This is a genomic window from Mesorhizobium sp. M1409, from assembly GCF_040317535.1.
Taxonomy (GTDB): domain Bacteria; phylum Pseudomonadota; class Alphaproteobacteria; order Rhizobiales; family Rhizobiaceae; genus Mesorhizobium.
The window spans coordinates 34,732-49,605 of record NZ_JAMYKV010000002.1 but is presented as its reverse complement, the minus strand read 5'-3'; the positions used below and the strand labels follow the sequence as shown (position 1 = coordinate 49,605).

The following is a 14,874-nucleotide window of genomic DNA, read 5'->3' as shown; positions in this document are numbered from 1 at the left end:
ACTCTTGGGGGGAAAGGACGCAGAAATGTCGGTGGAAAAAATAGACACGCTTGTCATCGGCGGTGGCCAGGCCGGGGTGGCTATGTCTGAGCATCTGAGCAAATGCGCGGTGCCGCATCTCGTTCTCGAGCGTGGCCGGATCGCCGAGCGCTGGCGTTCGCAGCGATGGGACTCGCTCGTTGCCAATGGGCCAGCCTGGCATGACCGTTTCCCGAGCATGGAATATCCCGTGACGGGTCCCGACGGCTTTCCCTCCAAGGAAGAGGTTGCGGACTATTTCGCCGCCTATGCAAGGCAGATCAATGCGCCGATCCGCTGCGGCGTCGAGGTCAAGCTCGCGCAAAGAAATGTCGGTCGGCCCGGATTCCGAGTCGAGACGTCCGATGGGGTGATCGAAGCCAACAGCATCGTCGCGGCGACCGGACCTTTCCAGGTCCCCGTCATCCCCGCCCTTGTCCCCGGCGATGCCGGCATTCTGCAGATTCATTCCAGCGCGTACCGCAACCCCGGACAGTTGCCAAAGGGCGCGGTGCTGGTGGTCGGGGCGGGATCGTCAGGTGTGCAGATCGCCGACGAGCTTCAGCGCTCGGGGCGGCGCGTCTACCTCTCGGTCGGCCCGCACGACCGCCCGCCACGAGCCTATCGCGGGCGCGATTTCTGCTGGTGGCTTGGCGTTCTCGGCAAATGGGACCTCGAAACCCCGGGGCCTGGCACGGAACATGTCACGATTGCGGTGAGCGGCGCGCGTGGGGGCGAAACGATTGATTTCCGTCGGCTGGCCGCGCAGGGGCTTACCCTCGTCGGCATGACCAAGACATATCAGGGCGGCGTGCTGACCTTCGCCCCCGATCTGGCGAAGAACATTGCCCGCGGTGACGCCAACCTGATGTCGCTTCTGGACGAGGCCGACGCCTATGTCGCGCGCAACGGTCTCGACCTCCCGGAGGAGCCCGCGGCCCGGCGGATCGACCCGGATCCGGAATGCCTGGTCAATCCGCTTCGTGAGCTCGATCTGGCCGGGGCCGGGATCGCGGCGATCATCTGGGCGACAGGCTTTGCCGTCGATTACAGCTGGTTGAAGGTCGATGCCTTTGACGAGAAGGGCCGGCCAAGGCATCAGCGCGGGGTCTCGACCGAGCCTGGAATCTATTTTCTCGGCCTGCCTTGGCAGTCGCGAAGAGGATCGAGTTTCATCTGGGGCGTCTGGCATGATGCCAAGCATGTCGCAGACCGGATTTCGACGCAGCGCAAATATCTGGCCTACCATGCTGCCGCACGGCGCGAGACCATGGACGCCTGACCGACAACAGCCACGAGCCCGATCTGATGGAGACCAGAATGGCGCATACGAGAATCCGCAAGTTCAACACGAAAGACACCTATCCCGAGCAGAAGCTCGACAATGATCTGTGCCAGGCGGTCGTCACGCGGGGCGGCCGGACGGTCTATCTGCGCGGCCAGTGTCCTCAGGATCTCGACACCGCCAAGAATGTCGATAGCCACGATCCGGCCGAGCAGACGCACAAGGTGATGCAGAACATCAGGCAGCTCATCGAGGAGTGCGGCGGCACCATGGAGCATCTGGTGAAGGTGGTCGTCTACATCACCGACGTGCGCCATCGCGAGGCGGTCTACCGCACCATAGGCGAGTACATCAAAGGCGTGCATCCCGTTTCGACCGGCCTCGTCGTGCAGGCCCTGGCGCGGCCGGACTGGCTGGTCGAGATCGACGGCACCGCCGTCATTCCGGACTGATCATCATGACCTTCTCCATCGTCGCGCGATGCAGCCGCACCGGCATGTTCGGCGTCGCGGTGTCGTCTTCCTCTCCGGCGGTGGCGGCGCGTTGCGCCTATGCGCAGGCGGGCGTGGGCGCGGTCGCCAGCCAGAACGTCACCGATCCGACGCTCGGCACCAGGGGGCTCGAACTGCTGGCGCGCGGTGCCTCGGCCGCCGAGGCGGTCGCTATCCTGAAGCGCACCGGCGCCTACAGCGACTACCGTCAGGTGCTGGCTGTCGATGTCGCCGGGACAACCGCTATTCACTCCGGGCCTAAGGCGCTTGGCATCTGGGCGGAGGCGCGTGCGGACAATGTCGCCTGCGGCGGCAACATGCTGGCCCATGATGGCGTGCCGCAAGCCATGGTCGAGGCCTTCCTCGCCTCTGAAGGGCATCTCGGCGACCGCCTGATCGCGACCCTGCGCGCCACGCTGAGAGTGGGTGGCGAGGCGGGCCCGGTCCACTCCGCTGGAATGAAACTGGTGCGCGAAGTCGCATGGCCCGTCGCGGACCTGCGCTGCGACTGGACAGACGACTGCCCGATCGAGCAATTGGCAAGCCTGTGGGAAATCTACAAGCCGCAGCTCGATGCCTATGTGACCCGTGCGATCAATCCGTCCGACGCGCCGAGCTACGGTGTGCCGGGCGACGAGTAGCCGGCACACAGGGGGAAGGCATCCGCGTGAGTCACAAGGACTGGATCAGCAAGGCATCCGCGATCCGTTTTCGCGACAAGGCGTTCATCGACGGCAAGACGGTCGCGGCGCGTTCGGGCCGAACCTTCGCCAGCATCAACCCGGCCACCGGCGAAACGCTGGCCGAGGTGGCGTCCTGCGGCGAGGAAGATATCGATCTCGCCGTTGCCGCGGCGCGCCGCAGTTTCGAGGCCGGTGTCTGGTCACGCACAAGACCGGCGCACCGCAAGGAGGTGCTGCTGCGGCTGGCGCGGCTGCTGCGCGAAAACCTGGAGGAGCTTGCCCTGCTCGAGTCGCTCGACACGGGCAAGCTTGTCATGGATGCGGCGACTGTCGATGTCCCGGGTTCTGCGGCGATCTTCCAGTGGTATGGCGAGGCCATCGACAAGATCTACGACGAAGTGGCGCCGACCGGCGGAAGCGATCTGGTGCTGGTGCGGCGCGAGCCGCTCGGCGTCATCGGCGCCGTGGTGCCGTGGAATTTTCCGCTCGACATGGCGACCTGGAAATGCGCGCCCGCGCTGGCGGCGGGCAATTCGGTAGTGCTGAAGCCTGCGGAGCAGTCGCCTTTCTCGGCACTCCGGCTGGCGGAACTTGCCATGGAGGCGGGCCTGCCCGCCGGTGTGTTCAATGTCGTGCCTGGCCTTGGCGAGACGGCCGGCCAGGCGCTCGGCCGCCACATGGATGTGGATTGCCTTGCCTTCACCGGATCGACCTCGGTCGGCAAGATGTTCCTGCAGTATTCGGGCCAGTCGAACATGAAGCAGGTCTGGCTTGAAACAGGTGGCAAAAGCCCGAACCTTGTCTTCGCCGATTGCGGCGATCTCGATGCGGCAGCCGACATGGCGGCGTTCGGCATCTTCTTCAACCAGGGCGAGGTCTGTTCGGCCAATTCGCGCCTGCTCGTGCAACGCGGCATCAAGGATGCGCTTCTGGAGAAGCTGGCGGAGCGCGCTGCGGCCACCCAGCCTGGCGATCCGCTCGACCCGGCCTCGAAAATGGGCGCCATGGTCGATGCCCACCACGCCGCCAACGTCATGCGGTTCGTCGAGGCCGGCAAGAAGACCGCGCGCCTGGTTGCCGGCGGCGATCGGGTCACGATCAACGGTCGCGGCAGCTTCATACAGCCCACCATCTTCGACAATGTTGCCCATGACGACCCGATTGCCCGCGACGAGATATTCGGACCGGTGCTTTCGGTCATAGCCTTCGACGACGAAGAGGAGGCTATCCGCATTGCCAATGACAGCCCGTACGGACTGGCCGCATCACTGTGGACCGACAGTCTCTCGCGCGCGCACCGCGTTGCCGGCCGGCTCCGCGCCGGCACGGTTTCCGTCAATACGGTCGATGCGCTGAGCCCGATGACCCCGTTCGGCGGGATCAAGCAATCCGGCTTCGGTCGCGACCTGTCGCTGCATTCGCTGGACAAGTACACCGCGCTGAAAACGACATGGATCAAGTACTGAGGCAGTGCGGGCGCTTGATCGCAGCGCCCAAACCGGCAACATAGCCGCCCATGCCGTTACGCTTCACGCTGAGACAACTGGAATATTTCGTCGCCGTCGGCGAAGCCGGCTCCATTACCAAGGCGGCCGAACAGGTCAATGTTTCGCCGCCTTCGATCTCGGCGTCCATCGCGCAGCTCGAGGCCGAATTCGGCGTCCAGCTTTTTGTGCGCAAGCATTCGCATGGCCTGTCACTCACGGCCGGCGGGCGCGTTTTCCTCAAGGAGGCCGCCAGGCTGCTGGCCGACGCCGACGCTTTGCACGATATTGCCGGCGACATCGCCGAGAAGGTGCGTGGGCCGCTGGCGGTCGGATGCCTGCTGACCTTCGCGCAAATCGTCATGCCGACCCTGCGCATGAAGTTCGAGCGCGCCTATCCCGAGGTGCGGTTCAGGCAGTTCGAACGCAACCAGGGTCAGCTGCTCGAAATGTTGCAACGAGGCGAAATCGACGCGGCGCTGACCTACGATCTAGAACTGTCGCAGGACACGACGTTCGAACCGCTGATGCTGGTTCCGGCCTATGTCATGTTGCCACAGGGGCACCGCTTCGCCGGCAAGGCTTCCATCACGCCGGAAGAGCTGGCCGACGAGCCGATGGTGCTGCTCGACCTGCCATATAGCCGCGAATATTTCCTCTCGGCCTTTCATTCGCGAGGCATCCGGCCGAACATTGCCGAGCGCACCGGCGACATCGCGGTGATGCGTTCGATGGTTGCGAACGGCTTCGGCTATGGCATCGCCAACATGCGGCCGCTCAACACGCTGGCGCCGGACGGCAAGCCTCTGGTCTTCGTGCCTCTGGAGGGGGATTTGCGGCCTCTGACCATGGGGGTTGCATTACCCAACGCTGAGCATCGCACCCAAACGGTGCAGGCATTCATCGATCATTGCCGCCGTTTCGTCGTCGAACAGGGCGTGTTCGGCAGCGGTAGGGTCGTGGAATAGCGGCGTTGCTTCATGCCACCTGAAGCCGGCGATCGGCAAGCCGCCGCAGCAGATTGTCCAGCATGCCGTCGCAGCGGCGCATCTGTTCGACGCTGACGAATTCGTCCGATCTGTGCCCTTGCGCCATCGAGCCTGGTCCGCACACGATGGTCGGCGTGCCGAGGTCGCGGCTGAACAATCCACCTTCGGTGCCGAAGGCAACCTTGATGGTGTCGTTGGCGCCGGTCAACGATTTGACGAAGCCTACGGCCTGCGAGTTCGCAGGCGTGTCCAGCCCTGGATAGGTGTTGGTGATATCGATGTCGATGGCCGCCTCTGGCGCGATCGTTGAAGCCGCAGCGGCAATGCGCGCTGCCGCCGCGCGCAACCCATTGAGGATTTGGTCGGGATTGTCGGCCGCGACATTGCGGATCTCGAAGTCGAGCTGGCAGAGGTTCGGCACGATGTTGAGCGCCACGCCGGCATTCATCTTGCCAACGTGGACGGTCGTGTAGGGAATGTCGTAGTCGCCGTCGCGTACGCCATCGCGCGCCAGCCGATCCTGTTCTTGGCGCAGTGCGGAGACGAAGTCACAGCCCAGATGAATGGCATTGAGTGCCAAGGGGGCCAGCGCCGAATGGCCTTCCCGTCCCCTGCAGATGGCGCGCACCGCAAGCTTGCCCTTGTGGCCGGTCGCAACCTGCATGCTGGTCGGCTCGCCGACGATGCACAACAATGGCCGGTGCGGCGCAGCATGCAGCATGTCGATAAGGCTGTGCACACCGATGCAGCCGACCTCTTCGTCGTAGGAAAGCGCCAGATGCAAGGGCGTTTGCAGGCTCATTTTCGAGGCCTTGAGGCACGCGGCAAGCGCACAGGCCACGAAACCCTTCATGTCGGCCGCGCCGCGGCCGTAAAGCTTGCCGTCGCGCGCGCTCATCTCGAAAGGCGGCAGCGTCCAGTCCTGGCCGTCGATGGGGACGACATCGGTATGGCCGGACAGCATGACGCCGGGAGTGTCGGCCGGCCCTATGGTGGTGAAAAGGTTCGCCTTATGGCCGTCCGCGCTGCGGACGATCTGGCATGCAATGCCCTGTGCCGCCAACAACTCCGTCACGTAGCCGATGAGGTCGAGATTCGAAACGCGGCTCACCGTCGGGAATGCGATCAGCTTTTCAAGGATTCGGATGCTGTCCATGTGTTGTATGTCTCATTGGCCGTGCGCGCTATCTAGCATCGCGTGGCCGCGGCGCTGAAGTCGCATTTGGCTCAGCCGGGATTCACCGGATGCTAACCCAGGCGGCGGGGGCTGATTAGGCGCGTCCTAATCGGCACAGAAGAAATCTGTAGTTTTCCGGCGCGCGCCGCAACTTATGAGTAGGTTCACGGCATCTACCCACCGTCAAGGTTTGAAAGCATCACCGCGCATGCCGCGATGCGACGCTGGCAGGAAGGAAGCACCATGCGTGATCCACGCTACGACATTCTGTTCGAGCCTGTGAAGATCGGTCCGGTGACCGCCAAGAACCGCTTCTACCAGGTGCCGCACTGCAATGGCGGCGGCTATCGCGATCCGTCCGCCGCGGCCGAGATGCGGCGCATCAAGTCGGAAGGCGGCTGGGGTGTCATTTTCACCGAGCAAACCGAGATGCACCACACCTCGGAGATCACGCCCTTCATCGAGCTCAGGCTGTGGGACGACGCCGATATCCCGGCGCTCGCCAGGATGGCCAAGGCCATGCACCAGCATGGCGCGCTGGCCGGCATCCAGCTGGCCTATTCCGGTATCAACGGACCGAACCTCTACACCAAGGAAGTGCCGCGCGGACCGTCGGCCTTGCCCATCCGCACCTTCACCAATGACCCGGTTCAGGCACGCGCCATGGACAAGCAGGATATACGCGACCTGCGCCGCTGGCATCGCAATGCCTTCAAACGCGCCAAGCTGGCGGGTTTCGACCTGGTCTGTCTCTACGGCGCGCATGGCTTCGGCATCATCCAGCACTTCCTGTCGACCGCCACCAACCAGCGCAGCGACGAGTATGGCGGCTCGCTGGAAAACCGCTCGCGGCTGATGCGGGAGCTGATTGAGGAGGGCAGGGACGCCATCGGCGACACTTGCGGCCTGACGCTGCGGCTATCGCTGGACGAGATGATCGGCGAGCTGGGTTTCGCCAATTCCGAAGTGCGCGACATGATCGAGATGCATGCCGACCTGCCCGACCTCTGGGATCTGGCCCATGGCGCCTGGGAGGACTGCTCCGGGCCGTCGCGGTTCAAGGAGGAGGCCGCGCAGGAGAGCCTCGTGTCCGGCATCAAGAAGCTGACCTCAAAGCCGGTCGTCGGCGTCGGGCGCTTTACGTCGCCGGACGTGATGGTGAAGATGATCAGGTCCGGTACGCTTGATTTCATCGGCTGCGCGCGCCCGTCGATTGCCGACCCCTTCCTGCCGAAGAAGGTGGAAGAGGGGCGGATCGAGGACATTCGCGAATGCATCGGCTGCAACATCTGCATCGCCGGCGACATGACCATGTCGATCTCGCGCTGCACGCAGAACCCGACCTTCATGGAGGAATGGCGCAAGGGTTGGCATCCGGAGCGGATGCAGGCCAAGGGCGACAGTGAGAGCGTGCTGATCGTCGGCGCCGGTCCCGCCGGGCTTGAGGCCGCCCGCGCACTCGGCCTGCGCGGCTACCAGGTGGCGATCGCCGAGGCCGGCACCGAGCTCGGCGGCCGCGTGGCACGCGAGTGCCGCTTGCCTGGTCTCTCCGCCTGGGGTCGCGTACGCGACTATCGCCAATATCAGCTCAGCCAGATGTCCAATGTCGACGTCTATTTCGAGAGCCGATTGTCCGCCGAGGATATCCTGGCCTTCGGGTTTCAGAACATCGCCATTGCCACCGGCTCGACATGGCGCCGTGACGGCGTGGCGCGTGCGCATGTCGTGCCGATGCCGATGGATCTGGCCATGCCGCTCTATACCCCGGACGACCTGATGAGCGGAAATGTACCGACCGGCAACGTCGTGTTGTTCGACGACGACCACTACTACATGGGTGGCGTTCTGGCAGAGCTTATGGCGCGCCGGGGCGCGAAGGTGACGCTGGTGACGCCGTCCGCCTATGTGTCCGACTGGACCCGCAACACGCTGGAGCAAGGCACCATCCATCGCCGGCTGGCCGAGCTCGGCGTCGAGATCGTGCTGAACCAGATCATGACTCACATCGTGTCGGGAGGTGTTGTCACTGCCTGTGCTTATACGGGCACCCGACATGACATCGCCGCAGATGGCGTGGTGCTGGTGACGTCGCGCCAACAGGACGATGGCGTCTGGCGCGAATTGAAGGCGCGGCGGGACGAGTGGGCCGATAGTGGCATTCGCTCGATCAAGGTCATCGGCGATGCCGAGGCGCCAGGCCCGATTGCCTGGGCGACCTACGCCGGCCATCGTTTCGCTCGTGAGCTGGACGAACTCGATATCGGCGACGCGCTGCCGTTCCGGCGAGAAGTGACGGCACTGGCCGCGGAATAGAGGACGGGATCATCCTTAACCCAGGCTTTTGGGAGATCGTGTTGGGAAGCGCGATCTCTAGCGGAAATGACGGTTTTTTACCTGCCGCGAAGATGGACCTGTACCTGCCTGTGAAGGAGGTAAGGGTACTTTAAAGCGGTCGCGGGACGATACGGTACAATACGGGAAGACTTTTTATTTTGGCCCACGAAAAAGCCAATGAAATCAATATTTCTCGCACATCCTCCGGGCCCACCATTATCGTTATTTATCAGTGGCTTATTGGCGGGTTCGCCACGAGGTTCGCCAACAGGCTCGCCAAGCAGCGGCTTGCACGTTACCAGCCGTACGACTCGGTCCATGCCCTGCACAGCCAAACGCACCTGCGAGGCTTCCCGGCGACCATGCGCGGGGAACGATTCTCACGATCAGGGGGGCGATGCCTCCCTGGCTCCGAGCTGCGCATTCTAGCTGAATTGGGATTCCCCAGGATTGAGCAAAGACGTTCAAGGTCCATGCCGCCGGCTACAGGCGTGGTCTCACCAAGCCATCAGAGCGGGCACTGCGACGCCGTGACCTTGGCCTCAAACCCCAGCTTGGCTAGAGTTCGTAGTATGCTGAAGGCCATTCACCACGTCGCGCTCATCTGCACCGATCAGGATCGGTCGCGACGGTTCTACGTTGAACTCCTCGGCCCACGATCTCATCCGGGAGGTCTATCGGCAGGAGCGGCAGGTGCGTCACTCGCTGATCGGTTCAGGCGCCAGCGACCTGGTGGCCGATGTTCTGCTGGGAATCGACCGATTGTTCAGGGAGTTCGCGGAAACGACAGCGACTTTTACAGACCTGACCGGCAAGGCGCCGCGATCTGTCGCTGCCTGGTTGAGTGAGAACATCGTGGCTTTTCAAAAATAGTCCCACGAATAACTTGGTTGCCAGTTGGTAAACATTCGCTGAATGCCCGGACCAATCTGGCTCCGGGCATCCATTGTCAAAGTAACCTAGATGTCAGGCTGCATCGCGGAAACCAACGATGGCCTTGATCTCGAGAAACTCGGCAATTGCCATCGGACCCCATTCACGTCCGTTGCCGGACTGCTTGTAGCCGCCGAAGGGTGCAGCCAGATCAAGATTAACATTGTTCAAGTAGACTTGGCCGGCACGCAGGCGACGCGCGATGGCTTCGGCCGCAACCCGCTCACCCTGCACATAGGCGGCAAGGCCGTAGGTCGTGTCGTTGGCGATCCTCACTGCTTCCTCTTCGTCGGAATAGGCGATGATGACCAGGACTGGCCCGAAGATTTCTTCACGTGCGATCGTCATGTCGTTGCGCACATCGGCAAAGATCGTAGGCCGGACGTAAAAGCCAGCATCAAGTCCATCGGGACGGCCAAGCCCTCCAGTCACAAGCGTGGCGCCTTCATCGAGCCCCGACTGGATCAGACGCTGGATTTTGTTCCATTGCGCTTCCGAAGCTACCGGTCCCATTTTTGCATTGGAAGAAGGATGGCCGACCGACCAGGTTTCGGCGGCTGTCTTGGCATAGCCAATAGCTTCGGCAGCCTGATCGACATGGACCAGCATCCGAGACGGTGCGCTGCAGGACTGTCCGCTGTTCAGCATCATCTGAGCTACACCGCCTTCGACAGCAGATGCGAGGTCTGCACTACGCAGGACGATGTTGGGTGACTTTCCTCCAAGTTCCTGATGTACTCTTTTGACAGTCAGCGCACCGGTGCGAGCCACCTCGATCCCAGCCGCGGTGGAGCCGGTGAAGGAGACAAGATCCACGTCGGGATGGCTCGTCAAAGCATTGCCGACAACGCGGCCATCGCCATGAACAAGATTGAACACTCCTTTGGGAACTCCGGCGTCATGGAGGATCTCAGCAAAGATCGTACCTGAGAACGGTCCGATTTCAGATGGTTTCAACACCACGGTGCAACCCGCAGCGAGCGCAGGTGCCACCTTTGCGGCCATCAGCATCAATGGCCAATTCCACGGCGTGATCAGGGCGCAAACGCCGATCGGCTCGCGTACGACTTCGCTTGTGCCAAGCGGCTCATCGAAACGGTAGGTCGCAAGCGCTGCTCGTGCAATCTGGAAATGGGCAACACCGACGGTCACCTGCAGTTGCTCTGAAAGCCATTGCGGCGCGCCCATTTCATCCATTACCGCTAGGGCTAGGTCGCTAGCTCGCTTGTCGTAGGCAGCAATAATCCGGTCGAAGAGCGAAATTCGCTCCTCAATCGAGGTGAGTGAATACGTTTCAAATGCCTTTCGCGCGGCTGAAACCGCATCGTCCACGTCACTCGCATCGCCCAGCGCGACTTGACCAATGACGGTTTCGTCCGCGGGATTGATAACATCGATTACGGCTGTGCTTTTGGGCTGCACCCAGGTTCCGTCGATATAGAATTGAAGATTGTTACGCATGAGAAAGCTCCATCATTGTTGATGGAGCCATAAGTATCTTTTGTAAACTTGGCGTCAATCAGGCACTTGAAGTCGCGCTGGTAGGGCAGAGTATACTTGACCCGGGTTCATCATTCCGTGCACGATGGCGAACCATCTGTTGAAAGCATCCGCCGCTCAGTTCGTGTCACAGGCGTAATTGTATCAGCGACCTGTCTGCTGCCTTCTGCCCGCCGCCCTTGCTGTCGAAAACCTCTCTCGCTTCGGTGACCTCCGGCAGTTTCACCAACGTCCACTTGTGCAGTTCCTGAAGGGGCTCCCGCAAGGTATGGCCGAGTGGCGTCAGCTGATATTGCACCGCCACTGGGGAGAGTGAAATTACCTCTCTCGCTATAAGACCGTTGCGCTCGAGGCGGCGAAGGCACTGAGTGAGAGCCTTCTGCGTCACCCCTTGCAAGCGGCGGCGGATGGCATTGAAGCGCTGCGGTCCCTCATTGAGAACCGCAATCACCATCATCGACCACTTGTCGGCGATCTGATCGAATAGAGCCCGGCTCGGGCATTCAGAAGAAAAGCAGAGCGGTTCCAGTTCAAGCATAATGGGTTCCTTCGATATACCTAGGCGACTTCAGGTGCCTGATTGACGCTAGGTTTACATCATATACCTGTAAGCCTTGTTAACGCAACGGAGTTCTATTTGTGTCCGGTGCCGATGCGACAACGTTGGTGCACTGGTGAAGGTCATGCCGCGCAAGACGGTCGGTTTGATGGCGAACATGTTGGCCAGCCTGATCTGGTCAGCGTCGCTGAGATGGAGGTCGGCGCTGCGCAGCGACGGCACCTCTGGAAGGCAGTGCCAAAGCATGACAAACGGAGAGGCCGCGTTGAAGGCCGCATGGCGACTGATCCAGGACGACAGAGGTTCGTCCGAATGGGGGCGGCAACCGCACCGGTAATTGCCGTTCTCGTATGTTCTCCATTATGCGAATGCCGCCTCGGCATCGAACTCCGGCTCCCAGTTCTCAATCGATGCATCGGTGATGCACTCGCGGCCGCTCTCGATGGCGTCGACGGCGAGGCTGTTGATGATGTGGAAGATGCTGGCGGTGATGCCCTTGGTGATATGCAGAATACGTCGCAGTGATTTCGGCGTCAGAACTTAAGGCGGCCGCAGCCGGCCTCTTGCGCAGGATCGAACGACCAAGGTTTCGCGCGCATCGACCGGGCCGGGAACATCACCAAACGCCACAGTACTGCCAAGCTGCAATCTGCCCGCTTCGGCGCGGCTTGTCCGCTGTGGAATGCGCACCAGACCTCGAAGCGCCGGGTAGGATCATCCGTCAGCTCGCTGAGACACCGGAGGTAGACAATACATCACCGACCGGCTGGTCAGCCTCGTTAGTTTAGTTGGTCTTCAACTGGCCGACGCGGTTTTCGGCGATCCAGCGGGCGGCGAGGACCAGCGCGCCCATGCTGAAATCCTTGCCGTGCTTGGCCACCATCTCTTCCGACAGCTTGGCCAGCCGCTCGAAAAATTCGTCCTTGCTCTCGTCCTCTGCGGTGAGTTCGGTCTGCATTCTATCCTCCTGTTTCATACGGACTGCGTCCGTTATTTGAACATCTGGGCTGGAAAGGTGACGATCGCGGCGGTGCCGTCGACGGCGCCCACCGCCAGATGCCGTCCGTCGCCGGACCAGGCAAGCGCGGTGACCGCGCTGCCGAAAGGCCTGACGAGGAGTTCGTCGCGGGCGCCGATCTCGGCGATGGTGATCCGGCCGTTGGCGTCGCCGGCCGCGATGAGTTTCTTTTCAGGGTGCGCCGCCACCGTTTCGACCAGCACCAGCCCGGCACGACCCGTCTCCAGCGCGCCGGAGGTTTCGCCGCCAACCGGCGGCGCGGTCATCGACCACCCGGCAATCCGGAAGGCGCCCGAGGCAAACAGCGCATTCGCCGGCCGGCTCCAGCACACGGTCCGCACCGGCGATGGAAATCCCGCGACGATGTCAGCGCGGCCATCGGTCATGCTGACCAGGGCAAAGCCTCCGGTTTCGAGCCCGCAGGCCAACCACGTGCCGTCGCCGCTCCAACGGATCGACACCGGGCGCGCTGGAAAGGAGACATCGCGTATCAAGGCAGCGTCGCCTTCGACAGACCAGATCGACAGTCCATCACCACCGCCGCAGGCGAGGCGCCGCCCGCCTGGCGAGAAAGCAAGGGCGTCCATGGACGATGTCACGGCGTGTTTCAGTTGCACTGCGCCGCCTTGGCCGCGCGACAGAAAGGCATCATGCCCATTGCTGATGGCTGTCATGTCCGTCCTAGCGTTGTGATCGATGGCTACGATCGGTCCGTCGATCCGGACCAAAGGGGCCGCTGCTTCACCGTCGGGGGTCAGATGCAGCACCTCACCGCTGGCCGCGCCGACCAGAAAGGCGGAATGCGCATAGGCGGCGAGCGGGACATCGCCATCTCCGAATGCCGCCGTGGCGATCAACGGGACAGGTGGCCTTTCCCTTGGGCGGATCGTCGTCTGCCCCAGATCGTTGCTTACCCTTATCCGCGTTTCCGGCGGCTCGTGATCCGCGACCGTGGCAATGGCGATGGTTGCATCCACTGAAGCGAAGGCAACAGCCGAGCCATCGGCGCTGAAGCGCAAATCGGCGATTGCCGACGGGCGACGCCAGCTCCGCGCCAGAAGGTCGAACAAGGTCAGGTTCTGCATCGTCTGCTGGTTCATGCTCTCTCTCCCGTCAGTCCTCGTTCGCCGTCGCGGCAAGCCGGCGATCAATGTCCTCGACATCGCCTTCCACTGCGACGATGCGTTGCTCGCACACCGCGCATGCCTGCATGACCGCCGCCGCGCTCTGCTCTGCCTCATGCAAGTCCCGCACCAGTTGCTCGCTGGCGCCGCTTCTGCCGATTTCCAGCTCCAGGCGCAGCACATCCATCTCGATGCCGGAGCGTTTCTGATTGAGCCGCAGCGCCTCGGCAGTGAGCGCGGAGACATTGGCGACCAGATCGAGCCGGCGGGCGAGCAGCGCGTGGCGTCTGGCGATATCGGATCCTCCCGTCATTGTTTGCTCCCCAAAGATCCCGGCGGTTTTTCGAAAGCCGACAGCAATTTTGGCAACGTACCGGCCTGCGACTGGAACTGCCTTTCGGCCGTCTCGATATGGCTCTTGAGCTGATCCCAGATGTCGACACGGATCATCGATGTCGTGTCACCGGTGAGGCGCTCGATCTCGTCGACGCGGAACTGGCGCGTCAGCGAAACGCCGGAAAACACGAAGTCCCGCAACAGGATCGCGTGGTTTTCGATGAACAGATGGATCATCGGATGCGTTTCCGTGGTGACGCCGCCGGCGGCAAGCTCGGCCCGGATGAAGTCCTGGAAGTGGCTCTGGAGGCGATGTTGGCTCTCGCCCATGAAGCGCATGACAAAGACCAGATCGCGGGGCATCAGCCTGACAAGATCGCCGGTGACGCCGTCGGCCTGGCTGGACATTGGCTCTGGTGGCCTCCGGCTGTCTCTATCGTTCGGCATGGTCTCTCTCCAGCGCCAGGCCCATCCACGGCCGTCTCCTTCAGATAGTAGAGAAAGACGAAGAATTGAATAGATGATATCTGTTTTCTTTTTTTTGCTGCACTTGCTAACTAAACATATTGCGTATGCGAATAGATTTTAAATATTACAAGCGTACTTTACAACTGTAAAACAACGTTACGGTCGGCCATCTGCTCATATGCCGAAAGAGTGGCGATTTTGTTTGAACGTCAGCCATGGGCGCTCTTTTCAAACTGGCACGGCGCTTGCTTTGTACCTTTCCACAAGAAGCCCATCGCATTTTTGACGCGGTGCCAAAAGAACGAAGGAACGGAGGAAGCAGAGACCGCTTCGATACGCCCATCGCCCATGCGGTTGGCGCCGCGGGTCTCCGCCAAAACACCTCGAGAACCTTTGCCGCGATCCACTTGAACGGCCGGACCATGAGTCGCGCCTGAATGCGCAACCCTTTGTCGTGCCGTTCGCACTCTCACTG

14 protein-coding genes and 1 pseudogene are annotated in these 14,874 nt (G+C 61.9%); 8 read left to right on the top strand and 7 right to left on the bottom strand.

The features are described 5' to 3' along the window. The first annotated feature begins 25 nt into the window (after positions 1-25). From NKG99_RS01715 to NKG99_RS01695, 5 genes are read left to right on the top strand one after another with little or no spacing between them, the layout of a single operon-like run. Positions 26-1,300: a flavin-containing monooxygenase gene (locus NKG99_RS01715; protein WP_352863552.1), complete on the top strand. Its 1,275-nt coding sequence runs from the start codon at positions 26-28 to the stop codon at positions 1,298-1,300. 38 nt (positions 1,301-1,338) lie between these two features. Beyond that, positions 1,339-1,755 carry a RidA family protein gene (locus tag NKG99_RS01710; protein ID WP_352863551.1) on the top strand — a complete coding sequence of 139 codons (417 nt, stop codon included), beginning with the start codon at positions 1,339-1,341 and terminating at the stop codon, positions 1,753-1,755. A gap of 5 nt (positions 1,756-1,760) precedes the next feature. Next, positions 1,761-2,435: a DUF1028 domain-containing protein gene (locus NKG99_RS01705; protein WP_352863550.1), complete on the top strand. Its 675-nt coding sequence runs from the start codon at positions 1,761-1,763 to the stop codon at positions 2,433-2,435. 26 nt (positions 2,436-2,461) lie between these two features. Beyond that, the gene (locus tag NKG99_RS01700; protein WP_352863548.1) at positions 2,462-3,943 is read left to right on the top strand and encodes an aldehyde dehydrogenase; all 1,482 of its coding nucleotides are present in this window, start codon (positions 2,462-2,464) and stop codon (positions 3,941-3,943) included. Positions 3,944-3,993: 50 nt separating this feature from the next. Then, the gene (locus tag NKG99_RS01695; RefSeq protein ID WP_091581784.1) at positions 3,994-4,929 is read left to right on the top strand and encodes a LysR family transcriptional regulator; all 936 of its coding nucleotides are present in this window, start codon (positions 3,994-3,996) and stop codon (positions 4,927-4,929) included. Positions 4,930-4,939: 10 nt separating this feature from the next. Here the strand turns inward: NKG99_RS01695 and argE are convergent, their stop codons facing one another. Then, on the bottom strand, positions 4,940-6,106 hold the full coding sequence (argE, locus tag NKG99_RS01690) for an acetylornithine deacetylase (protein ID WP_352863547.1): 1,167 nt from the start codon (positions 6,104-6,106) through the stop codon (positions 4,940-4,942). Positions 6,107-6,370: 264 nt separating this feature from the next. Here argE and NKG99_RS01685 point away from each other — a divergent pair, with 264 nt between their 5' ends. Continuing rightward, entirely contained in the window at positions 6,371-8,440 is a 2,070-nt protein-coding gene (locus NKG99_RS01685) for an oxidoreductase (RefSeq protein ID WP_352863545.1), read from the top strand. A 660-nt stretch (positions 8,441-9,100) separates the two neighbouring features. Then, a complete protein-coding gene (locus tag NKG99_RS01680; protein ID WP_352863544.1) occupies positions 9,101-9,334 on the top strand; it encodes a hypothetical protein in 234 nt (77 codons plus the stop codon). A 93-nt stretch (positions 9,335-9,427) separates the two neighbouring features. Here NKG99_RS01680 and NKG99_RS01675 read toward each other — a convergent pair whose 3' ends face one another. Both NKG99_RS01675 and NKG99_RS01670 read right to left on the bottom strand, forming a co-directional pair. Then, positions 9,428-10,855 carry an aldehyde dehydrogenase family protein gene (locus NKG99_RS01675; RefSeq protein ID WP_352863543.1) on the bottom strand — a complete coding sequence of 476 codons (1,428 nt, stop codon included), beginning with the start codon at positions 10,853-10,855 and terminating at the stop codon, positions 9,428-9,430. A 166-nt stretch (positions 10,856-11,021) separates the two neighbouring features. Next, positions 11,022-11,432 (bottom strand): winged helix-turn-helix transcriptional regulator, encoded by a 411-nt coding sequence (locus tag NKG99_RS01670; protein WP_352863541.1) that lies wholly within the window; start codon positions 11,430-11,432, stop codon positions 11,022-11,024. A 609-nt stretch (positions 11,433-12,041) separates the two neighbouring features. Between NKG99_RS01670 and NKG99_RS01660 the strand changes: the two are divergent. Next, positions 12,042-12,196, top strand: a pseudogene (locus tag NKG99_RS01660) (short-chain fatty acyl-CoA regulator family protein); the annotation flags it as partial. 41 nt (positions 12,197-12,237) lie between these two features. Here the strand turns inward: NKG99_RS01660 and NKG99_RS01655 are convergent. From NKG99_RS01655 to NKG99_RS01640, 4 genes are read right to left on the bottom strand one after another with little or no spacing between them, the layout of a single operon-like run. After that, a complete protein-coding gene (locus tag NKG99_RS01655; RefSeq protein ID WP_256750209.1) occupies positions 12,238-12,411 on the bottom strand; it encodes a hypothetical protein in 174 nt (57 codons plus the stop codon). Positions 12,412-12,443: 32 nt separating this feature from the next. After that, complete coding sequence (locus NKG99_RS01650; protein ID WP_352863539.1) at positions 12,444-13,571, bottom strand: WD40 repeat domain-containing protein; 1,128 nt, start codon at positions 13,569-13,571, stop codon at positions 12,444-12,446. Between the two features lie 13 nt (positions 13,572-13,584). Continuing rightward, positions 13,585-13,908: a hypothetical protein gene (locus tag NKG99_RS01645; RefSeq protein WP_352863537.1), complete on the bottom strand. Its 324-nt coding sequence runs from the start codon at positions 13,906-13,908 to the stop codon at positions 13,585-13,587. Next, positions 13,905-14,339, bottom strand: a complete 435-nt coding sequence (locus tag NKG99_RS01640; protein ID WP_352863536.1) for a hypothetical protein — start codon at positions 14,337-14,339, stop codon at positions 13,905-13,907. Before NKG99_RS01640 ends, NKG99_RS01645 begins: the two co-directional genes overlap by 4 nt. Positions 14,340-14,874 lie beyond the last annotated feature (535 nt).